Raw genomic sequence first — 22,517 nt, 5'->3', positions numbered from 1 at the left:
TTCGAGATTGCGGGCTTGGTCGTATGCATAGGTCGTTGTAACGCCATTGAAATCGGTGCGACTCGCCACATTTCCGTTCGCGTTATAGGTCGTTGCATTCGACGCGTTCAGATTCCCGGCCCCACCGGGCTGGGTTTGAACAATCGGTTTGGCAACGCCAAGCACATTCTGGAATGTATAGTTGCGTTGTGCACCGAGCGGATCGGTGACAGTAGCTTGGGTGTTAACACTCGTAATATCGGTGAAGCTCACAACGTCGTAATGCTCAACCTTGCCTGCATGCTCGGTGGAGGTGGCTTTGCCAGCGCTGTTGTATGTATAGGTAGCAAAGCGCACGCCGTTTTCGTCGGTAATGCCGGTCAAGGCATAGGGCAGATTGTTTTGCGCCGTCTTGTCCTGTTCGTTGTACCAATAAGTTTTCTTTGTGCCGTCTGGGTAGGTCACGGAAGTTAGAACGCCAGCAGCCGGGTTACCCGATAAAACAATCGAACTCGCTTCGTCGTAGGCATAGGTATAAACACCGCCTGCGGGATCGGTCATTGTCGCCATTTGACCGGCGCTATTGTAGGTAAATGACAAGGCATGGCCGAAGGCATCGGCAACTTTGGTCAACAGGCCCGACCTCGGGGCAATGGCAGCTGGTGTAGCAGCGTCGGAATAAGTGAACGTTTGCACTTGACCATTGCGGTCGGTGACTGACAGCAATTGCCCGGTCAGACCATAAAACTCGGTCGAATTGTTGGCGGCATTAGCAACGCTATAGCCAGTAATGTTGCCGCTGGCATCGGTCAGTTTTGTCACACGGTCGTTGATGTCGGCAGCAGGTGCGAGACTCGTTGCCGTTCCGAAATTCAGTATGCGATCCGCGCCACGTTGCACTGCAAAATCGTTTGCTAATGCAACCCCGGATTGATCCGCGTTGGCCATGTAGTGGAAACACCAAGACTGGCCGGTAGTTGTACCGAAACCCGGATAGCACGCGTTATCAGGCCAAACGCCGTTGATTGCATTCAGATTGGCTTGAATGTTGGCGTAGTCGATACCTGTGACTGCGTAGTTGTTAGACCACGTGTTGCGGTCACTACGATAGGTACGGGTAAATCGCAAAGTATTGCCGCTACTACCTTGGTAATCGGTTTCGATTTGCTGCTTCAAACCAGTCGAAGGGAGGATCGGATTGCCAGCTTTGGGTGGTTTGTTGCAGCTGTCGCAATCAGGCTCTGCGGGATCGAGCATGACGCAATATGCCCTGTTCGACTGATAGGGAACGACAACATCAAACTTTAGCTGGAAGTACGCAGGGCATTCCGCATGCAGAATAATGCCCGATTCTTCCAATATTGGCGGCAAATTGTTAGCAATGCTAACCTGGGTAACCCAATGCCAGTAATAAGTATTGTGTCTTCCATTGGTAGTTTGATCACCATCGGGAATAAACAACTCCTGATAGATCGGTGCTTGCTGAGGAGGAACCAGCTCAGGGTGCGCGGCAGTGTACGCAGGCGCATTTTGCAGTATGACTGCATACACAGCCTCTGCCGTGTTCTGTGGCGCATTATATGGCGCATCGCCAAAGCAGAGGATGCAAGGCGTTCTAAGCTGATAATAGAAATGCGGCTCAATGTCTCGCGCGTGGACGCTAGTGCCAGTTGCCAATAACATCAAGCCAGCCAAACCAAGCCAGTACGATTTCTTCAGTCGAATAATGAATTGCACAAACGTCCCCTGATTATGTTTGGACGAATAGCGTCAATTGACGCAATTGCGAAAGCCGTTTTCTTATTTGCTCGGACAGCATTACCCCTGAACTTGCTTTTGTTTTGTCCGAGGGATTCTGCGTTTATTTGGAACTACTCGCTCAGCGTATTGCTTTCGCGCAAGTAGCATCGCTACATGCCCAGTACCGAATATCAGCTGCAGACGGGAGGTAAGAAGAGAAAATGGGGGCAAGACCAGCCAAGCGGAATTCTTTCATGTTTTCCCTGCAACTTCTTAAATTTGTAAGAAAAAACCTTAAGCATAGTGACAGCATTTAAGATTCGGGTTTTTACCTATTTTGATACCCAATGCCAACGGCATCCCGACAGACGGCAGAGTGATAAGCGAACATGGTTTTAGCGTGTGGATGTCGGGTTTCATTGGCCTCTGCCCTCCGGATACGGCAACCGGATGGCATGCCAAAGCGCTAGTGGGAAAATGACAAACCCGTACAGATACCAGCCAACAATCGAACGCCCTTTGAAGTTGGCAATCATGGCCGGGATGGCGGCCAGCGACACGGCGAACATCAAATACACCATCTGCACATTACTCCGGCTTTCTTGAACCCAACAACACTACCGAATCGGTAGTATTTAAACAAGCAGGACAGCTGACCATCTTGTTTTTGTGCTTGGGGTCAGCATGTCGGTGCTTGCGAAACGGCTAAAGGAAGCGCGCCTGCGGGCAGGGCTGTCGCAGGAACGGCTGGGGATCGATGCGGGGCTGGACGAGATGTCCGCCAGCACGCGAATGAACCGCTATGAGCTGGGGAAGCGCATTCCCGACCCGGAGCTGGTCGAGACTTTTGGCGCGGTCTTAGGGGTGCCAGCCGCCTACTTTTATGCGGTCGAAGATGAGGTGGCGGAGCTGTTGCTTGGTTTCCACGCCTTGCGTGTGGAACACCGAAAGCAAGTCTTGGCCTATATCGAAACGCTGCCGCAGCAACACGAATAACAAAAGGCCGGAAATCCGGCCTTTTTTGCTGGGGTTCATAAAGGTAGGTATCTGCTATAGCGTTGCGAATGCGCTTGGGAGTCCAAAGACCAGTGGCATCACCAACTGGAAAGCATCGGAGGTGGAGCAGCTTTTTTAGCGCGATCCGGCGCTCAAGACCTGTCTAATTAGCCGGTCACACGTGGCGAATTCATTGGCTTGGGGGATTGGCGGCAGGGACAAAATATTAGACACTTGAACCCCTGCGTTTCCTTATCTGCCGCGCCTTAGCGGGCCGAAAGACTGAGGGACTTTTAATCCGTTGGTCGCAGGTTCGAGTCCCGCACGACCCACCATGAAATACGTAGCAAACCAAGGGCCTGACATTGATCAGGCCCTTGTTGTTTCTGCAGGTTCTCTTCCGCAATTCCCCTTCTGTTCCGCCAATATATTCTCTGCGCGTCGGTTTCCCTCATCGCCGTGCCTGTGGGGCCGAGGCCGAGAGAATCCTTGGCTTGATAGGCACCATGCTGCCTCATCGCTCGCTGTGCGACCATCCTCTCTGGCGGCAACTCATCGGAATCACATCAATTGATATTTGGTCGAACTGGACAACGTGCCAGCGCGTAAACTATTCATAAGATGATGAATTGAAGGTAATTCCCCGGTTTTGCTGGGGTGCTTGATTTGGCAAGGTTATATGTCAGGTGCACGCAATGAATAAAATGCTTCAGCGATGCTGGTGCTTTCTTGCTGCAATATGCTGCTGTGCCAGCTTTTGCATGGCCGGAGAGCCTGTGTTGATTGTTTCTTCCGATTACGAGCCATATACGTCTTCCCGCAATAATGGTTCGGGTGTTGTATTGGAATTGATAAAACAGGCCTTTGCTGAAATGCATCGCGATGTCACATTTCAGTTCTACCCGTGGGTCCGCTGCGAAACCATGGTCGGTGCTGGAGAGGCATTTGGCGCGGCCCCTTATTTCAAAAATGAAGAGCGCCTGAAAAAATACGATTTTTCCGATCCAATTGTCTATTCCTCCAATCGCTTTTTCTTTAATAAGGAAAAATTCCCTAAAGGGTTTTCATGGCATACGTTAAAGGACTTTCGCGGATACAGAGTAGGTGGGATCAGGGGGTATTGGTATATTCCGGATTTTGAGCAGGCCGGACTGACAATCGATTATGTCAGCGATGATCAGGCAAATTTACGAAAGCTTGTTTTCGCGCGCATTGATTTTCTCGTTCTCGATGAATTCGTCGGGCAGAAAATACTGCGAGAAAATTTCTCGGCCGCAGAAGCCGCAAAAATCGGCGTATTGGAGCGGCCTGAAAGTTTCATCAAGTTCCACCTGATGATTTCCAGAAAATACCCTGACCATGCAGAACTGGCAGCGGAGCTTAATCAAGGATTGAGAATAATGAAGAAAAAGGGGAGTTATCAAGCGATCCTGCAGCGTTACGGCCTGCCTAGTCATTTTGCAGTTGATGATCCAGACAAATAGCTATTCCAAACGCGACGAAACGATTAGCAAGAAATGGCCAGGGATACAAGCCGCTGCCGCCACATCTGGCGGCAGCGGTGATGTCGGCATCGGACGTCAAGCAGATCTAACAGCCCTCACTGCCGCAACCCGGCATGGCTTGTTGGTTCGATGAACTGGATTTGCGGTACGCGCGTACTTTGATCCGGCACGATGGCGCAGGGGTCATGCGCGCTCAGTTTGTGCAGCATGCGGTAGAACACCGTGCGCTGCTCGCCCAGATCGCTGAAGAAGTCCATATCGATCCGGTTCACGGCTGGCATGGCGCGTAGTACGGTTCTTTCGCCGATTTCAGTCAGTACCAGGATCTTGGCGCGCGTGTCGGTCGGGTGAGGGTTGCGCTCGACCAGGCCACGCGATTCAAGCGTGCGCAGCACTTGGGATGTCATCATCACGTCGCTGCAGGTGTGGCGTGCCAGTTTGACTTGCGTGACATACGTTTCATGCTCGGAGAGCTGCAGCATGCCGGAGAGCAAGGTGAACTGGGCTTGCGTCAGGCCGTAGGGGCGTAATGCGGCGGTGATGGTGCGTTGCCAGGCGCTTGATACCTGCAAGAGCAGGAAGCCTGTGCTGTCCCCTATGTGTTCGCCAATGTGTTCGTTATCTGCGTGGTCTGGCAGGGCCAAGTTTGTCATTCTGCTATTCACCGGAAAGTCCCTTGTTGTGCGAATGTTCATGCAGCGGGCTGCTGCTCGCGTTGGTCGCCACTGGCCCCTTGGTGGAAGCTTGCACCGTGGGCGCTTCCCAGGTTGCTGATGGAACGCCCCGGAAAGCGGGAAGGCTTGGCGACAGACCACAGGCTCAGCGTGCAATCGCCCTCTACCAACAGGTCGCCCTTGGGCAGTTCCACCTGGTCAGCATCGTTCAGGACGTAATCGGTGCCGGTGCTCGATACGGTAAGCCACGCGACCCCGCTCTCGCACCGTGCCGCGAGGTTGCCAATGCGGGCGGAAAACAACTCCCCCGGATAAATTTTCAACCTGAGATAGGTGAGCATTTTTGGATAGCAACCGAGCCTGTTTCCGCCACTATACTGCGTAAAAAGAAGCGGTTCGCCGATCTGTTTTCACCTTTTATGTGAGAGAAATTAACATGCGAGAGCATCCGCCACTGGCGGCGTTACGGGCGTTTGAAGCGGTGGCGCGAGTGGGCAGCGTGGTCAAGGCTGCGGAAGAGTTGCATGTCACGCACGGGGCGGTGAGCCACCAGTTGCGTGCGTTGGAGGAGTACCTCGGCATCGAATTGTTTGCGCGCAAAGGCAAGCGGTTGCGCCTGCTGGAAGAGGGGCGTGTCTACGCTTTGCAGGTGCGCCTGGTACTGGAGGAAATAGCGCGTGCCACGCGGGCGGTGCTGGCCCAGCCGCGCGCCAACGAGTTGTTCGTCGGCGTGATCCCGTCTTTTGGCCAGCACTGGCTGGTGCCACGCTTGCCGACGTTCTCTGCCATGTACCCGGAGTTGCGCCTGCATCTGCGCGCCTCGCTGGAGATGGAAGACCTGCACACGGCGCAACTGGATATCGCCATCCGCATGGGCGCGGGGGGCTGGGAAGAGCTGCACCAGCGACGGTTGATGAACGACAGCTTGCTGGCGGTGGCCTCCCCACACTTCAACGGCGGCAAGTTGCCTGTCAAACCAGAGGACGTGTTGGCGTGCCCGATCATCCAGACCGCCGAGCCGTGGGGATCATGGCTGATGGCCGCCGGGTTGGAGGAGCGCCCGCCCAGCGGCATCTGGATGAACGACTCCAACCTGGTGCTGGAGGCCGTGCGCCTCGGCCAGGGCGTTGCGCTCAGCCGCCGTTCGCTGGTCGATGGCGCATTGCGGCGGGGCGAGCTGGTGCGGGTGACCGAGATCGAAATCCCGTACCAGTACCCCTACTGGCTGGTTTGGCCGCCGCGCTCGCACGGGTCGGCCAAACTGGAAGCCTTTTCACGCTGGATGGCGGACGAGGTAGCCCGGTACGAGGCGAATCTTGAAGCAGCAGCGACCTGACCGCTCAAACGCCATTCTCGGTGGCGACATCCTGCAGCAAGGGTGATTGAGTCGCCATGCGTGTCCGCCACCAGTGCAGCATCGGTGAGGTCAGCATGGTGGTCACCAGCGCCATCAACACCAGCATCGAAAACACGCTGGCCGGAATCACACCCAGGCTGAAGCCGATGTTGAGCACGATCAGCTCCATCAGTCCGCGCGTGTTCATCAGCATGGCGATGACACGTGAGTCGCCGATGGCCAAGCCACTGGCCCGCGCGGCCACATAGCTGCCGCCGTATTTGCCGACGATGGCGCACGCGATGAACACGCCGGTCCACAACGACATCTGGCCCGAGAATAGCGCCGACAGATCCATGTTCAGCCCCGTATAGGCGAAGAACACCGGCACCAGCAGGATGTTGACCAATGGCGGCACGCTGATCGACCAGCTGCCCAGCGCCTTCTGCTGTTTGCTCAACAGCAAGCCGAGCATGAAGCCACCGAACGCCGTGTGCACGCCGATATAGGACGTGGCCGCGGCCGACACCAGGACCAGGCATAAGGTCACCGCCAGTTTGGCTTGTTCGGCCAAGGCGCTGCCGCGTGCATCCAGAATCGCCAGTGCCCGCAGCAACAACGGTTTGACCACGAAAGAGAAGACCAGGCAATACGCGCCGAACAGTGCCAGCTTGCCGGCGAACTGCATCGGATCGAAGCCGGCGCTGGCAATCGCGACAATCGCCAGCAGCATGAACCAGCCGATGACGTCGGTCAGTGCAGCGGCGGACATCGCCATGCTGCCGGCGGGGGTGTCCTGATAGCCCAGATCGCTGATGATGCGGCCCAGTACCGGCACGGCGGTGATGGATAAGCCGATGCCGCAAAACAGCACGTACGCGGCGCGCGGTACTGCTGGCGCAAGGAGGGCATGGGAATACCAGCCTGCTAGTGCGCCGAGTGCGAACGGGGCGATCAATCCGCCCAGGGCGATGCTGAGCGCGGCGCGGCGGTTTTTGCGTTCGCGCAGGTGATCCAGGTGGAAGTCGAGCCCGAACTGGAACATCAGCAACACCAAGCCGATCTGGCTCAACAGGTACAAGCCGTTCTTCACCCCGCTGGTGGCCAACAGGTTGTGCAATTCCGGCACCGCTGCGCTCAGGCAAGACGGCCCGATCAGGATGCCGGCGAGGATTTCGCCGATCACCGGCGCCTGGCCGAGGCGTTGGGCGATGGCACCCAGCGCCAGCGCGAAGCCGACGATGCAGACGATGCTGAGGAAGAAACTGATCAAAGCGCTTTCGTGCAGGGCGGACATGATGTTCCCGTCTATAGATCGTGGTTAGGGTTAATTATCGCGAATCGGCGTTAACGTCAGCGTGGAAAAACCATCGCCGCTCAATGCAGCCGGCGCCGTTGGAATGGCGATATAAGCGCCCGACCGCCACATGCTGACCAGATTGCGGTAATACGGCGAAAGCACGTTGCCGGACTGGCCGGTCGCCAGCACGAAGCGCGAGTGTTCCAGATCTGCCAGATCGTAGAGCGCCCGGAAGACAGCGCCGTGACGGCTATCGAACGGGTGTTGCTCATCCTTGAAATTGATCCGGCCGACATTGACGGTGAAGGTGTCGCCGGCACTGGGCGTCTCGATATTGAACAGGCGCGACAGCAGCGGATGCTTGGTGAACGGCCGGTGCTCGAAGCGGGCATGGTGGGCGTCGCCCCAGCGCCAGTCCTGGGCATCCTTGCCATAGCGCTGGCGCAGTTCGGCCAGTGCCAACGGCAAGGCGGCGGTGATCAGGCGCTGGCAAGCGGCATCGCCCTGACCTTGCTTGTCCTTGCACCAGGCGGCTTCGCCATCGACGTTATGCAGCACGTTCAGCAGCGTCTGCTGCACGCTGCGGTGCTCCCAGTAGTCGTCGAACAAGGCTTTGCCCAACGGCGGCTCGAAGATCATTTTCGACAGCTGGCGCAGCCACGCGGTCGCCAGCAAAGGCTCGGCGTGATCCGTGTCCATGGTGCCGTCCCAGTTCCGCAGCTGATCCATGGCCTGGCGGGATGCATCGTCCGCTGGCGGCGCAGCGAGCAACGTCAGCAACAGGTCGAGCAGCGCTTGCGAGCGGGTATCGGCCTGAATGGCAGCGAAGCTATCCAGCGTGTGGCGCGGCTTCTGCTGCAGCAGCGCCGCGATCCGGTCGTAGCGATAGGGCAGCCCCCACTCGCTGGTCAGGAAGTACGGGTAATCGTCCGGGACGATCTTCTGATTGGCGCTGGCGATCCAGCCTTGCGCCGGGTTGTATTGCTGTGGCAAGGCATCGAAAGGGATGAAGCCGCCCCAGTCGTAGCGCGCCTCCCATCCGGGGGCGGGCACCATGCCATGCAGATCGTTGTCTCGCCGGCGCAGCGGCACGCGGCCGGGGGCGATAAAGCCGATATTGCCGCTGTCATCGGCGTAAACCATGTTCTGCTGCGGCGAATGGAAGTCGCGCAAGGCGGTGCGGAACGACGCCCAGTCCGTTGCCTTGCCCAATGCGATACCCGCACGCACGGTTTTGTCATCCGGCTCCAGCGCCGTCCAGCGCAAAGTGATCACGTGGCTGCCATCGCCTTGTAGCGCTTGGCGGGCGGGATTCAACACATCGCTGATCACCGGCCCGTGACGGGTGCGGCGTACGGTGAGCGTGATGGGTTCAGCGCCTTTGATGCGAATCTGTTCCTTGTGGGCGGCGAAATCCGCCCAGCCGTCCGGCGTGCGGTATTGGCTGGGCTTTTGCGAATTGATCGCCTCGATGTAAAGGTCTTGCACGTCTGACCCGGTATTGGTGAAGCCCCACGCGATGTGGCTGTTATGCCCCAACAGCACCACCGGCAGCCCCGGCACGGTTGCGCCGACCGCGTTCAGCCCCGGTGCGGACAAATGCGCCAGATAGAACACCGACGGCACCGACAAGCCCAAGTGCGGGTCGTTGGCCAACAGCGGTTTACCGGATTCGCTGCGTTTGCCATCCACCACCCAGTTGTTAGAGCCAATCCCCTCGACATGGCCGGTCGGCGCAGCGGCCAACAGCGCACCCGCTTGCTCGGCCGCGCCATTCAGGCCGCGATACAGCTTCACGTAGTTGGCGGTGGCCGGCGGCAGCTCACCGGGGTAGGGCGCGATGAATTGCTGGATCTGCGGCAGATCGAGCTTTTGCGCCAGCCGCATGCGTTGCAATTCCATCGACCAGTTGGTGCTCAAATCCCACGCCAGCATGGTTTGCCACGCGATGCTGTCCACGGGCGTCCACGGCTCGGGGGCAGGGGCGCCGGTCAGCAGGAACTCGGGTGGCAACGGGCCATGCCGCTGCGCCAGATACGCGTTGACCCCGTCCGCATAGGCTTGCAGCGAATCGACCGTGGTGGTGTCGAGATTGGCGTAGATACGTGCTGCGTTCTCGTGCACGCCGATGGTGCGGATGAACTTGTCGATATCGAGCGCCGCCGGCCCGAGAATCTCCGCCACGCGGCCGCTGGCGATGCGCCGGTTCATTTCCAGCTGCCACAAGCGGTCTTGGGCATGCACAAAGCCCAGCGCGAAATAAGCCTGATTTTCGCTGGCTGCAAACAGATGCGGCACGCCATTGCCATCGCGGACGATCTTCACCGGCGCTTGCAAGGTCGCCGAGTTGATCTGGCGGGTGCCGGACAGCTGCGGCAAGCTGGCGCTGCGATACCAGAGCAGTGCTGCAGCGATAAGCAGCAAGAGGATCAGCAGGCTGGTGGCGGTGATTTTCAGGGCTTTTTTCATTCGTTCTTATGGTGGTTCGGGTCTGCTTGCTGGGGCGGTGACGTTAACGTCGCTCCACAATCTAGTCCCCTCTCACACTTGTGGGAGAGGGTTAGGGAGAGGGTCGGGAAAAGGACGCTGCACATGACATGCGCCCTCACCCCCAGCCCCTCTCCCACAAGTGTGAGAGGGGAGCCCTTGTGCTACCGTCGTCAACTCACTGCATGTAGTAATCCAGCACCAACGGTGCCGAATACAGGTGATTGATATCCTGCTTGCCCAGGTTCTTCGACTTGTAGATCGACGGCACTTCCCGCGTCATGCGGGATGAGAAGCGCGGTGTGCGGCCTTCGAGCAGGTCGTCGTTCATCACCAGACAACGCACTTTCAGCTTCAGGCACAGACGGGTGCGTAACACCGGCAGCAGCTCGTGGAACACCTTCAAGTTGCTGATGTAAAAAACACGGGCATAGGGTTCGAGGTGGCTGCGGCGCAGTTTCTTCACCATCAGGTAGCACGTCTCGCCGGCGGCATTGCTGGCCAGCACGTGCAGGCAGTTCAGGTGACGGTGATCGTCGAACACCCGCCGCCCTTCGCCTTCCAGCTGTTCGTCGATGCGCTCGGGGTCATATTGGAGGCGGTAGCGGGTGGTGAACGATGCCAGCGTCGGCAGCGGATAGATCACGCGCAGATGCGTTTCCAGATCGACGAAGCCGAACTTGCGCTGGATATCGAGCACGCCCTGTGTCGGGGTGAGGTTGGTGATTTCATAACCACGCAGGCCGCAGATCGGGAAGAACAGCTTCAGGCTTTCGTTGCGGTAGGCGTCCTGCACATACCAGCTATGGATTTCGCAGAACTTGCGCTCCACGCCACCCACCTCGCGCCGGCTGAACAGGGTGCCGATATAGCCCACCACCTTGTCCTCGTCCGTCATGACATAGCCGTAGTAATCCTCTTCCCCGCCCCAGTGGCGGCGAAACATGCGCTCGCGATTTTCCCGCGGCAAACCACGCGAATTCAGCGGTGATGAACGCAGCAGCTGGTAGACCTGCTCGCAGTCGTTCTCGGTCGCTTTGCGGATATCAACCATGTTGCCCTCCTCGCTCGGCGATCAGACCGTTGCCGCTTCCAGCGTTTCTGCCGCGGCTGTCACGCCCAATTCCTCGTGGATGAAATCGATCAGTGCAGCCACGCTGCTGAACGGACTGATCTTGCGCGACACGGCTTTTTCCGAAGTCAGCGACACGCTTTGATCCATCTCGTCCTCGATTTCTTCTTCCAGCGTGGACAGGAAGTTGACCAGGCCCATCGAATCGAACACGCCGTTGGTGCCATACAGTGCCAATTGCAAGCCTGCGCTGGTGTCGATGGGGTTGTCGCGCTCGGCGTTGATGGCTTCGAGCGTTTTCATGATGAGCGAGAAGACTTGGTTTTCCATGGCAATGTCCTTGCAAAAGAGGTGGAGGTCAGTGAACCGGGAATGGGTTGGGTGTTGCGTGAGTGATTTCGGCCAGCACCGGTGCGGCGGCCTGATCGCGGCTCAGGTACGCGATCAGGTGCGCGGCCAGCATGGCTTCGTTGGGGCCATCGAGCACATCGAAGTGGTCGCAATCGAGGTCGATCAGGTTGAAATCGCCCCGGGTGCGGGCTGACCACAAGTCGAGGTTCGGCCGGCGTTCGTTGCGTGCGGCGCGGAACACGGTGATATCGCCGTCGATCAGGCCATGCGCGGCATGGGCGGCATCCAGCCGCATGTTGTGCAGCAGCGTTTCCATCAGGCGCGGCCCGATTTCCAGATCGCCGCGCTGGCTGGGCATCACCCGCTCGATGTCTTGCGTCAGCCGGCTGCGGGCGGCATCGGGGTCGTATTTCGGATCGTCTTGCGGTCCGCCATCGAGCAGGAACAAGCGGACTTGCTGACCGGCCCGCTCCAGTTCGCGGGCGATTTCAAAGGCGATCTTGGCACCCATCGAATAGCCGACGATCACGAACGGTCCTTGCGGCTGATTCAGCACGATTTCGTGGTGGAAGCTTTCGGCCAGCGCCGCCAGTGAGTCGAAACGGGCTTTCTCCCGCTGCGCGTGGCCGTCGTCCCAATGGTTGTCGTCGTATTGCAGACCAAATGCCCGGCAGGCCGATCCCAGCCGCTCCGCCAGCGTGCGATAGATGGTCGACGAGCCGGACATCGGTGGGATGAAGAACACCTGCTGCGCCGTGGCCGCCGCCTCGTTGGGGCGGGACAGCGGAATCAGCAGGCTGTTGTTGTCCTCGCCCTGTTGCTCCATGCGCTGCGCCAGCTGGCGGATGGTCGGATAGTGGAATACATCGCGTAGGCCGAGCGTTACTGCGCAATGCTCGCCGATCTCCTGCAGCATGCGGATCGCCAGCAAAGAGTGCCCGCCGATGGCGAAGAAATGATCGTCGATGCCGATGTCCCGCTCGGGCAGCAAGGCTTGCCAGATCGCCAGCAGTTGGTGCTCGCTCGCAGTCTGCGGCGGGGTGCTGGCTACGCCGCTGGTGGCGACGCTCGGTGGCGGCAGCTGATCGACATCGAGCTTGCCGTTCGGTTTGGTCGGCAGGCGATCGAGCTGGATGAACAATGTCGGCAACAGCGCCTGTGGGAGCCGCGCGGCGAGTTCGGCACGCAGGCGGGCAATATCCATGACCGTCGTCGCGGTGAAGTACGCCACCAGCATCTGCCCGCCACCATCGGCGGTGGCGACGGCGCGTACCGTCGCTTCCTGCACATGGGCGCACGCCAGCAGCGCATTGGCGATCTCATCCACCTCGATACGCACGCCGTTGATCTTCACCTGGCCGTCGATGCGGCCCAGGTATTCCAGTTCGCCGCACGGGCTCAGGCGGGCCAGATCGCCGGCGTAATACAGGCGCTCGCCCCACGGCGCGGTCAGGAAGCGCTCGCGATTGAGCGTGTCGCGGTTGATATAGCCGCGCGCCACCTGAATGCCACCGAGGTAGAGCTGGCCGACGCAACCGACCGGCACCGGCTGCAACTGCGCATCCAGCACGTGCAGCGTGGTGTTCCACACTGGCTTGCCGATGTAGACCACGCTGTCTTGCGGCCGGACGACGTAATAGCTGACGTCGATGGTGGCCTCGGTCGGGCCGTAGAGATTGAGTAGCTGCACGTCCGGCATTGCGGCGAAGACGTTATGCGCAGTGACCGGCGACAGTGCTTCGCCGCTGGTAACTACATGGCGCACTGAGCGCAAAGCGGCCCGTTGCACCGGCCCGACGGCGGCGAGCACCGCGTTGAGCACACTGGGGACGAAGTGCAGGCAGGTGACGCCGGTTTCTTCGATCAAGCGGATCAGCGCCGGCGGATTGTGGGTGACGGACTCCGGGCATAGCACTTGCCGTGCACCGAAGCACATCGGCTGCAGGATTTCCCAGACCGAGACATCAAAGGTGTAGGTGGTCTTCTGCAGTACCACTGCGCTGGGCGAGAGCTGCAGAAAGTCAGCCTGCCATGCCAGCCGGTTCAGCAGCCCGCCGTGCTCCACCATCACGCCCTTGGGCTGGCCGGTGGTGCCGGAGGTGTAGATCACGTAGGCCAGATCGGCGGGTTTGGCGGTGCTGGCAGGCTTGCGATCGCTGGTGGCGGCGATCTTGGCGGCGTGCATGTCCAGTTCAATCACTTTGCCCGGCAACCGTGGGCGTCGCGCCAGCGCCGCGGAGTTACTCAGGGTGGCGACACTGCCGCTGTCGTCGATCAGGAAGGCGATGCGCTCAGCCGGGAAATCCCGGTCGATCGGCACATAAGCCGCACCGGCCTTGAGGATGGCCCACACGGCGACGATCATTGCCGCGCTGCGCTCCAGCATGACTGCGATGCGGGTATCCGGGCCGCTGATCAGGCCGCTGGCGAGCAGGTAATTGGCGAGCCGGTTCGCTTGCTGGTTCAGCGCTTGATAACTCAGCTGCGTATCCCGATCCTGCACGGCGATGGCATCGGGCTGGCGTTCGACTTGCTGGTGGAACAAGTCGAGTACGGTCTGTGCATCTGCGTGTGGCAGGTCGTGGCCGGTATGGTTGTACTGATCCAGAAAAGTCCGATTGAAATGGCTGTGCTGGAAGTCAAAGGCGCTGGCCGGCGCAGCCAGTTGGGCGGCGAAATCACGCAAGCCGTGCAGGTATTGCTCAACCAGCGGCTGAATGCCGTACGTGCCCCAGTAGTGCTGGTTGAAGTCGAAATGCAGCTCCGGCGCTTGCGTCTCGCCGAAGTCGCGCACGTGCAGCGTGAGCGGGAATTTCTCGCCTTCGCGGGTGACAGGGGCCAGCCGGCAGCGGGTGCCGAGCAAGGCAGGGCCGACGTCTTGGCGCTCGAACGAAAACACGCAATCGAACAGCGGTTTGCCCAGCGCGCCGGCACCGGTGGCGACCCGGCTCAGCGGGTAGCGTTGATGGCGATACAGGTCTTTCAGTTGCCCTTGTAGCGCGTGCAGAAAATCGCCCAGCGTGGTCTCGTCGTCGAGGTGCGCGCGGACCGGCAGCAGGTGGACGAACAAGCCCGGTACGGTGCGCTCGGCGGCGCTGTGGCGGTTGAGGATCGGCATGCCGATGCACGGCGAGCGATTACCGGACTGGCGGCTCAGCAGCAGCAGGAACAGGCCGAGAAACACCGCTGCCGGCCCGATACCCATGGCCTGTGCCTGGGTTTGCAATGCTTGATAGAGCGCTGGATCAAGCGCGATCTCCGCCCGGTCGGAGCGACCCTTGATGCGCTGCGGATGCGGGAACAGCGGCTCGGGCAAATCCGGGAAATGCGCCGACCAATAAGCCTGATCGCTGATGCAACGGGCGGACTCGGCATAGTTGCCGTCGCCGCAGTGCGGCCAGACTTCAACGGGCGTCCCGCTGACCAGCTTGCCCATCAGCATTGGGTCGTTATTGATCGGGTCGTTGTAGGCCGCGACCAGCCGCTTGTAGAGCAGCAGACCGGTCCAGCCGTCGATCAACAGGTGGTGGCAGGCAAAGACCAGCGTATGGCGATCGGGCTGTTCGAGGATGACCAGCAGCCGATGCAACAGGCTGTGGCCGTCGAAGGCGAACGGCTGGTCGAAGAGTCGCTCGACATGCTGCTCGACGCATTCCGGCGTGGCGCGCTCGCCCAGTGCCGTGATCTGCAGGCGGGGCGGCGGGGTATCGGCCGGCAGCACCGTGATCGCAGGCTGGTGGTTATGCACCGCCACCGTGCTGCGCAGGGTGTCCACATCGCGGAACACCGCGTGGTAGGCGCGCTCCAGCCGCGCCAGATCGAGCGGCCCGTCGACATCGATGCGGGCACCGACGTGATAGAGCGTGCCCGATTGCTGCAGCACATCGAAGTAAATGTCCTGCTGGGCCAGGTTGAGGTCGTAGCGCGGATGACTCACGAGTATTCCTGTCTGGAGAGTGGGCGGTGGTGCACTTACTCCCCTCGCCCATTTATGGGAGAGGGGCGGGGGGTGAGGGTCGTGCAAGCTGCAACTTGCTTTGCAAGCACCCTCTCCCTAACCCTCTCCCATTCCATGGGAGAGGGGATAAAAATGCTCAATGACTCAACAACCGATCCAGATAAACCTGCCCGGCACTCCACTCACCCAGATTCGATTTCGAATTGATATGGCCGGCCGAGCCGATGCTGATGCAATCGGCACCCCAGGCATTGGCGAAGTCACGGGCGCGGTCGATGTCGACGTAGGGGTCGTCATCGCTGGCGATCACCAGGCTGCGGAACGGCAGGCGGTGCGTCGGCATCGGGGCGAACACATGGGCTTCGGCCGGCGTGTGTTCGGGTGAATCGACGTCGGCCGGGGAAACCAGCAGCGCGCCCAGTACCTTGTCGCTGATGTCGGCGGCGCTCGATGCCCAGTTGGCGATCAGCGCGCAGGCGAGGCTGTGGGCGATCAGCACGACCTTGCCCGGGGTTTCGCGCACGGTGCGATCCAGCGTGTCGATCCAGCTTTGGCGGTCGGGGTGATCCCAATTTTGCTGCTGCACCCGCAAGGTGCCGGGGTACTTGTATTCCCAGTGGGTTTGCCAGTGCTCCGGCCCGGAATTGCCCAAGCCGGGCACCACCACCAATGTTGCTTGCGTCATGTCAGGACTCCTCCTTGCTGCGTTTCACGATGGGGCTCGTGTCTGGTTTCGTGATGGATTTCACGAGGTGTTGCGTGACGGATTGCGCGGGGGCGCGAACTGCAGATGATGGATATGCAACGCCTTGATCGGTCGCGCCGCGGCGACATAACCAAAACTGCCGTCGGTGGGCGAGAGCGGGGCCAGATGCCAGCGCCGGCCATGCAAGGTGCCGCTGGGCCAGGGCGATTGCGGATCACACTCCAGTTGCACGTGCTTGCTGCCAAGCACGATGCCGCAGCCGTCCGCTTTGACGATGCTCTCGAACGCCGTCCACAAGCGGGTGGTGGCATCGATCGGGCCGCGCCAGCCATCGGCTTGCGCGATCAGGCCGGCATCCATCACCTTGTTCAGTACCGTGCGCTCGACCTTGCCGGCTTCCTCGACATCGATGCCGACCATTCCACCGCTGCAGAGCGCTGCCGCGACCACATCGGTGGAATGGGTCAGACCGATTTCCACTTCACTGCCTGCCAGGTACGGTTTGCCTTGTTCGCCATAGCGCAGGTCGGCCAGCCTGGCCGCCGCGCCGCACAAACGCAGGCCGCGATGAATCAACAGGCGGCCGAACAAGCGCGCCTGCCGATCCTGCCAGCGCCGCATTCGCAGCACGGCTTCGCGTTCGTCCTCGGGCAGCAGGCGCAGGTAGCGCCCGAGCGCGGGCTCGGAGAGCTGCCGGCCGATGCGGGCGCAGAGCACCACGACATTGCTGCCCCTGGACTGCACGATCAGACCTCGTACTCGGCGCCGACGCCGTCAAAGCGCAGGCGGCGTTGCACGTGGACTTGTTCGCCCGCGTCGTCGTAGCCCTTGATCAGACCGGCTTCGAGCAGGCGGATGATGATTTGCGAGGCGCGATCCTGCCCGTCGACATCCTTGAGCTGGCGCAGCAGTTCCTTGTAGCCGATCTTCTGGCGATTCACCTGCGCCAGGATGTCGCGGTGCGCGGCGGAGAGCGGGTACTTGTTCATGCGCACGTCGCTTTCGTTGCCGATCACCTGATAGGCCTTCAGCTCGAAGCTGTGCGGATCGATCTTGAAGGTGTCGTTCAGCCGGACTTCATCGCCTTCCCAGCGGAACGCCGTGATGCGGTTGAGCGACTTGGTGAGCTTGGAAATCCAGTTCAGGCGGGCGGCGTTCAGCTCTTCTTCGGTGAAGTCTTCGGTGAGCGTTTTGCGCAAGTGCTGGCCGATGTTGATCATGTTGCCCGAGCGCTGCACGAAGTCCTCGACCGCATCGCGATCGCCGCTGGCCGGCTCGTCATGCGCCTGCCCGGTGAGTTTGGCGAACCACAATTTGTTCTCGAAACGCTTGTCCGCCAGCCCGTCGACGCGGCGTTTGGTCCAGAACGACGAGGCCGGCATCAGGCGCGAGGCGAAGCTGTAGAACGAGGCGAGGAACTCGTGGTACTGCGAATACGATTCGCGGTAGGAGCGGTCGTACCACGCATGCACCTGGTCAGCCCGTGCCGGATTGTCCAACAGGTAGTCGATGGCAGCGGCGGCACTGACGCCAGATTGGGTGGCCAGATGCACGCCCTGCGAGAACAGCGGATCGGTGAAGCACGCCGAATCGCCGGACATGAAGACGCGGCCGAAGGAGAACTTCTCCGCGTCATACGACCACTCGCGGATGATGCGGGTTTCGGTCAGCGGCTCATCGACGTTGATGATGGTGGCGACTTCCGGGGCAGAGCGCAGGCAGTGCTGCAGGAAGTTCAGATCGCCCATCGCCTTCATGTCTTTCAGGCTGTCCATATCGACCACCGCGCCGACGGAATAGGTGCCGTCCTTGAGCGGGATCATCCAGATCCAGCCGTCCTTAAAGGTGATCGAGAACGTGGTGCCCTTCAGATCGCCAGTGAATTCGCGCGTGCTCTTGAAGTAGTTCCACACTGCCAGGCTGCGGTAGAACTCGTCGTAGCGGCGCAGCTTGTATTCGCGGGCGATCAGGCCGCCCTGGCCGGAGCAATCGATCACGTAGCTGCCTTCGTCGCGGCCACTTTCCTGATCGGTGGCCCATTCGATGTGCACGCCATCGGCATCGTCCAGACCGATCTTGGTGACGTTGTGGCCTTGCTTGATGACTACGCCGGCTTCGCGGGCGGCATCGAGCAGCAGACCATCGAATTCGGCGCGGTGCGCTTGCAGGGCGTGATCGAAAATCCACGGTTCCGGGCACGGCGTGGCGAAGGAGAAGGTCCACGGTGCTTCATCGGCACCCCAGATGAAGGTGGCGGACGGTTTCTTGACGAAGCCGGCGGCATCGATGCGATCCATCAACCCGAGGCGCTTCAGCAGCGACAGCGTGCCGGGCAGGAACGATTCGCCGATCTTGTACTGCGGCGTCGGCGCGCGTTCATACAGGATCACGTCGCGACCGAGTTTGCGTAGCGTCAGGGCCGAAGCGCAGCCGCCGGGGCCAGCGCCGATGATCAATACGGGTTTGCTCATGGATCTTCCTGTTCGTGTTGGTGTGTCGGAAAAAACGGGCCGAAGCCATTCAACGTTTTTGTTCCCTCGCCCATCCCGTGCAAGGCTTTGCCTTGTTCAGGGACAGTGGGAGAGGGTTAGGGAGAGGGTGGTGAAAAGGACGCAGCCTTTTAAAATCACCCTCACCCTCACCCCCAGCCCCTCTCCCACTTTCCCTGAACAACGCTAAAAGCCTTGCACGGGATGTGAGAGGGGAGAAAGTCAGCCTTTCATTCTCAAGTCAGTGCTTCTTCAGTACTGCCGGCCGGGCTGCCGGCGATGCGCCCATCGTTGAAGATGAACGCAGTCTTGTTGGTGTCACGGTGGAAATAGAAGGCGTGATCCGGCACATCGCTGGTGACGGTGGTGCCGGCCTGGATCTTGTTGCCCTCGCCGATGGTGGTACGCGGAATGACGCTGGCGCTGATGCCGAAGAAGTTGTCGCTGCCGATCGACACGTAGCCGGCCAGCTGGCAATTGGAGGCCAGCACATTGTTGTTGCCGAGCACCGAGTCATGGCCGACCGAGCAGCCGTAATTCAGCACGTTGTGATTGCCCAGCCGCGCTGCCGCGCCGATATGGCAGTGCGGGCCGATCACGTTGCCGGTGCCGAGCCGGGCGGTCGAATCGATGGTGGCGCTGGGGTGGATGATGTTCACGCTTTGCCAGTCCACCGAGAAATAGGTGGCGATGATGCCCTTGCGGGTGGCGATGTCCGCCATGCCGAGCACGAACACTTCGTTCGGGTCGGTGAGGTGGATGGCCTCGTTGCCCAGATAGCTGCCGGCAAAAAAGATGTTGGGTGCATCGGCGCGCCGATCCAGGTAGCCCTTGAAGCGGGGGCGGCGGTTGTCCGCATCGCACATGGCCCGGTAGTAACCCAGCACTTCGCGGGCAAAGCCGCCGTTACCGATCAGGATCAGGTCTTTCATTCTTCTTCCTCTAAATACTGTGTGGCTGCTTTGAGCTTCTTGAATCGCGCTGAATAGGCCAGTTGCGCTACCACGTTGATGCGGGTGGGGGCCTTGAAGGCATCCATGTTGTCGCGGGCGAAGCGCTTGATTTCCAGCGCGCGCGCCTTGTGTTCTTCCGGCGGCGTATCGCGCAGCACCACGTCGACACAGACCGATTGGCCGGTGATGGCGTTGGGCTGGCCATAGGCTTTGCAATCGACGATGAAAGGCAGCCGCAGCAGGATCGATTCGACTTCGGCCGGGAAGACCTTTTCGCCACCGACATTGACGATGTCGCTATCGCGGCCCTGAATGCGCAGGAAGCCGTCTTCGCCTTGTTCCACCATATCGCCGGTCTTGTACCAGCCGTCGTCGGTAAAGCGGTCGCTCTGATGGTTGAGGTAGCCGAGGATCTGCCGCTTGCTGCGCAGCCAAAGTTCGCCATTGACGACGCGGTGTTCGGTGTCGCCGTCGTCGAAGCGCATGAACAGGCTGTCCGACGAGCGCGAGGCGGTGCTGACGATGCCGGTTTCGCTGGTGCCGAAGGTTTGCAGCAGCTTCACGCGTGGCAGGCGTTCGCGCAGGCGGGCCAGCAGCGTGTGTGGCATTGGCTCGGTGCCGTAGGTGATCATGCGCAGGCTGGACAAGCGCACCGGATCGAGCAGGCCGCTGACCAGCAGCAGGTTCAGGAAGGTGGGCGAGGTGGGCAGCACCACCACCTTGTAGCGCTCGATCATCGCCGCGACGTTTTCCGGGGTCTTTTCGCCCGGCAAGGTAGCGCTCGCGCCGGAGGCCAGAATGTTGAGCAGCGTGTTGATGCCGCCGATGTGATCGAACAGCAGGAACAGCAGGATGTTGGTGGCCTTGGCGCGGCGGCCGAGGAAGGCATCCACCAGCGTATCCAGATCGTGCAGCATCGCCTTCGGCTCGCCGGTGGTGCCACTGCTGAACAGGATCAAGCCAGCCCGATTGCGCTCACGCAGGCCGTTCAGCAGGCGGTTCTCGGCGGTGGTTGCCGTGCCGGTAGCAACGTGGCGGGTGATCACGCCTTGCGCATCGATGCGGTAATCCGCTTGCACCACCCGCAATTTGGTGGCGATCTCGGCCTCGTTGGTCGAGGTATTGAGCACGACGATATTGCCGTTCTGATACAGCGCCAGAAACAAGGCAATGCGCGCCAGCGAGTAATCGCCCTGCACGAACACGGTCTGCCCCGCTTGCACACCGGAATAGGTCAGCAACGACAGATGACGTTCGATCTGCATGCACAGACCGTGATAGCTGGTGGTGCCGGCGGCATCGTGCAGGAACGGGCGCTCGCCATGGCTGCGCAGCTGTTCGATGCAGGGCTTGTAGCTGAGCGTCATTGCAGTGCGCCTCCGAGATAGATGGTTTGGCCGGTGATGAAGCTGCTCTTGGGGCTGACCAGGAAGTCGACCAGATGCAGCACGTCATCCATATGGCCCATGCGCTTGATGGTCTGGCGCTCGATGAGTTGTTTCATCGTGTCGCTTGGCACCGTGCGCGACATGCTGCTGGGCACCGGCGTCGGCCCGATCGCGTTGACGGTGATGTCGTACGCGGCCAGTTCCTTGCTCATGATTTCGGTCAGGTTCACTACTGCCGCCTTGCTGGCGGCATAGGCGCTGGCGCCTTCCAGCCGCATCGGCACGGCAATGGAGGAGAAATTGACGATCCGCCCGCCAGTCTTGCTCTTCTTGAGCAACTTGGCCGCTTCGCGGCAGCACAGGAAGGTGCCGACGACATTGGTTTCCAGCAGGCTGGAGAACGTCTGGCGCGGGGTGAGCAACAAGTGATTCATCGATGCGGATGCTGCGTTGTTGATCAGGATGTCCAGATGCCCCGCGCTTTGCCGCACCGTCTTGAAGAATTGCTTGATATGCGTTTCATCGGCGACATCGGCGCATACGTGTTGGTAATTGGCATTTGCAATACTGGCATCGCCGCGACTGCAGCCAAATACCGTATGCCCTTTGGCCAGGAAATGTTCTGCCAATGCCTTGCCGATTCCTTTGCGTGTGCCGGTAATGGCAACGACGCGGGGCGATTCACTCTGGGGTGATTCAATCATGTAGCGGCATTCAATCGGAGGGTTTTACGGCGCACCAATAATGTGCAAAACACGGTGCCGACTAAATAAGATGGCGCAATCGTGGCCAATATATGCGGTGTGCCGGCCAGCCAATGGCCGGCAATGAATACCAGCGCCAGCAAATTGATCGGCAATAACGCAGCCACGCACTGATGGAGCACGCTTTTGCCTTTGCTCAGAATAATATCCATCACGAATACCAGAATGGATGAGGCACAAAAACTAAGCGTGAATTGCATTGCGCCGGCTCGGATTGCCGCAATTAGGCCGTGGTCGAAATTGGCAATAAACGCCCAGCTGCCGTAAAACGCACCAGAGATGAAGCCCCAGTAGACGGCGGGCTTGTCCTGTTTGCTTGTCATAGAGTGATGTCGCTACAGAATACTTGGAAGTGCCGCGGATAGCGCGGCAACAGCACCGAATTGAGATCGCTTCTGGCTATATCGTTTCGATGTTCTATTCTTGACGAGTCAGACGAACCTGTAAGGGTATCTGCCAATGCTCGTTTTCTAGATTGATGTAAGAATATTCGCAGCAAAATTATCATTGTAATTTTGCAAAGTCAATGACGATTGCGAGAATTGTTCAATTGCAAGTGCAAATATAATAAGCTTATTTACATTAATCGTATCTATTAAAACAATATTGCTTGATTGATGTTGGCCTAATTGGTGGCGCTGAATTCGATTTAGCACGCTGGTTTGTTCATGTCATGTGTGACATGGTCAAAAAACCTTACTTGGTTTTAATTCAATCTGACGTGGTTTTTTTGTAATGGAATGCCATGCGAGTGTAGGATTATTTGAGCGGGCTGTTTAATTCTAGTTAGGAATTCCAATCCTGACGGGTGGGCTCTGT

The 22,517-nt window shown here is 59.5% G+C and carries 19 protein-coding genes; 3 read left to right on the top strand and 16 right to left on the bottom strand.

The window, feature by feature from the left end:
* Nucleotides 1–1,716, bottom strand: a 1,716-nt coding sequence (locus BR41_RS23375) for an RHS repeat domain-containing protein (protein ID WP_169741354.1), incomplete at its 3' end; no start/stop codon positions are given.
* A gap of 419 nt (nucleotides 1,717–2,135) precedes the next feature.
* A complete protein-coding gene (locus BR41_RS24980) occupies nucleotides 2,136–2,288 on the bottom strand; it encodes a hypothetical protein (protein ID WP_156970881.1) in 153 nt (50 codons plus the stop codon).
* Between the two features lie 115 nt (nucleotides 2,289–2,403).
* On the opposite strand from BR41_RS24980, the gene BR41_RS22020 reads away from it, so the two are divergent.
* Nucleotides 2,404–2,715 carry a helix-turn-helix domain-containing protein gene (locus tag BR41_RS22020; RefSeq protein ID WP_035061664.1) on the top strand — a complete coding sequence of 104 codons (312 nt, stop codon included), beginning with the start codon at nucleotides 2,404–2,406 and terminating at the stop codon, nucleotides 2,713–2,715.
* Between the two features lie 695 nt (nucleotides 2,716–3,410).
* A complete protein-coding gene (locus BR41_RS22010) occupies nucleotides 3,411–4,199 on the top strand; it encodes a substrate-binding periplasmic protein (RefSeq protein WP_084187532.1) in 789 nt (262 codons plus the stop codon).
* A 116-nt stretch (nucleotides 4,200–4,315) separates the two neighbouring features.
* Here BR41_RS22010 and BR41_RS22005 read toward each other — a convergent pair whose 3' ends face one another.
* Complete coding sequence (locus BR41_RS22005; RefSeq protein WP_084187530.1) at nucleotides 4,316–4,873, bottom strand: MarR family winged helix-turn-helix transcriptional regulator; 558 nt, start codon at nucleotides 4,871–4,873, stop codon at nucleotides 4,316–4,318.
* Nucleotides 4,874–4,911: 38 nt separating this feature from the next.
* Entirely contained in the window at nucleotides 4,912–5,235 is a 324-nt protein-coding gene (locus tag BR41_RS22000; protein WP_035061656.1) for a DUF2917 domain-containing protein, read from the bottom strand.
* 95 nt (nucleotides 5,236–5,330) lie between these two features.
* On the opposite strand from BR41_RS22000, the gene gcvA reads away from it, so the two are divergent.
* Nucleotides 5,331–6,230: a transcriptional regulator GcvA gene (gene gcvA, locus BR41_RS21995; protein ID WP_035061654.1), complete on the top strand. Its 900-nt coding sequence runs from the start codon at nucleotides 5,331–5,333 to the stop codon at nucleotides 6,228–6,230.
* A 4-nt stretch (nucleotides 6,231–6,234) separates the two neighbouring features.
* On the opposite strand, the gene BR41_RS21990 is transcribed toward gcvA, so the two are convergent.
* The 12 genes from BR41_RS21990 to BR41_RS21935 all read right to left on the bottom strand — a co-directional run bounded on the left by BR41_RS21990 (nucleotide 6,235) and on the right by BR41_RS21935 (nucleotide 22,021).
* A complete protein-coding gene (locus tag BR41_RS21990) occupies nucleotides 6,235–7,527 on the bottom strand; it encodes a cation:proton antiporter (protein WP_051711625.1) in 1,293 nt (430 codons plus the stop codon).
* A 30-nt stretch (nucleotides 7,528–7,557) separates the two neighbouring features.
* The gene (locus BR41_RS21985; protein WP_035061652.1) at nucleotides 7,558–9,999 is read right to left on the bottom strand and encodes a penicillin acylase family protein; all 2,442 of its coding nucleotides are present in this window, start codon (nucleotides 9,997–9,999) and stop codon (nucleotides 7,558–7,560) included.
* Between the two features lie 196 nt (nucleotides 10,000–10,195).
* Entirely contained in the window at nucleotides 10,196–11,071 is an 876-nt protein-coding gene (locus tag BR41_RS21980) for a GNAT family N-acetyltransferase (protein ID WP_035061649.1), read from the bottom strand.
* Nucleotides 11,072–11,092: 21 nt separating this feature from the next.
* Entirely contained in the window at nucleotides 11,093–11,419 is a 327-nt protein-coding gene (locus tag BR41_RS21975; RefSeq protein ID WP_035061646.1) for a hypothetical protein, read from the bottom strand.
* A gap of 28 nt (nucleotides 11,420–11,447) precedes the next feature.
* On the bottom strand, nucleotides 11,448–15,377 hold the full coding sequence (locus BR41_RS21970) for a non-ribosomal peptide synthetase (protein ID WP_035061643.1): 3,930 nt from the start codon (nucleotides 15,375–15,377) through the stop codon (nucleotides 11,448–11,450).
* Nucleotides 15,378–15,534: 157 nt separating this feature from the next.
* Nucleotides 15,535–16,083 (bottom strand): RBBP9/YdeN family alpha/beta hydrolase, encoded by a 549-nt coding sequence (locus BR41_RS21965; protein WP_035061640.1) that lies wholly within the window; start codon nucleotides 16,081–16,083, stop codon nucleotides 15,535–15,537.
* A 60-nt stretch (nucleotides 16,084–16,143) separates the two neighbouring features.
* Nucleotides 16,144–16,848, bottom strand: coding sequence for a 4'-phosphopantetheinyl transferase family protein (locus tag BR41_RS23370; protein WP_156970879.1), 705 nt, complete (start codon nucleotides 16,846–16,848; stop codon nucleotides 16,144–16,146).
* Between the two features lie 2 nt (nucleotides 16,849–16,850).
* On the bottom strand, nucleotides 16,851–18,575 hold the full coding sequence (locus BR41_RS21955; protein WP_035061637.1) for a tryptophan 7-halogenase: 1,725 nt from the start codon (nucleotides 18,573–18,575) through the stop codon (nucleotides 16,851–16,853).
* A gap of 254 nt (nucleotides 18,576–18,829) precedes the next feature.
* A complete protein-coding gene (locus tag BR41_RS23365; RefSeq protein WP_051711621.1) occupies nucleotides 18,830–19,525 on the bottom strand; it encodes an acetyltransferase in 696 nt (231 codons plus the stop codon).
* Complete coding sequence (locus BR41_RS21945; protein WP_035061634.1) at nucleotides 19,522–20,913, bottom strand: ANL family adenylate-forming protein; 1,392 nt, start codon at nucleotides 20,911–20,913, stop codon at nucleotides 19,522–19,524. Before BR41_RS21945 ends, BR41_RS23365 begins: the two co-directional genes overlap by 4 nt.
* Nucleotides 20,910–21,638 carry an SDR family NAD(P)-dependent oxidoreductase gene (locus tag BR41_RS21940; RefSeq protein WP_035061631.1) on the bottom strand — a complete coding sequence of 243 codons (729 nt, stop codon included), beginning with the start codon at nucleotides 21,636–21,638 and terminating at the stop codon, nucleotides 20,910–20,912. The genes BR41_RS21945 and BR41_RS21940 overlap by 4 nt, the downstream gene beginning before the upstream one ends.
* A complete protein-coding gene (locus tag BR41_RS21935; protein ID WP_051711618.1) occupies nucleotides 21,635–22,021 on the bottom strand; it encodes a hypothetical protein in 387 nt (128 codons plus the stop codon). Before BR41_RS21935 ends, BR41_RS21940 begins: the two co-directional genes overlap by 4 nt.
* Nucleotides 22,022–22,517: the final 496 nt, after the last annotated feature.

Source organism: Andreprevotia chitinilytica DSM 18519, assembly GCF_000711875.1.
Lineage (GTDB): Bacteria > Pseudomonadota > Gammaproteobacteria > Burkholderiales > Chitinibacteraceae > Andreprevotia > Andreprevotia chitinilytica.
This window is presented reverse-complemented; position numbering and strand designations above follow the sequence as displayed.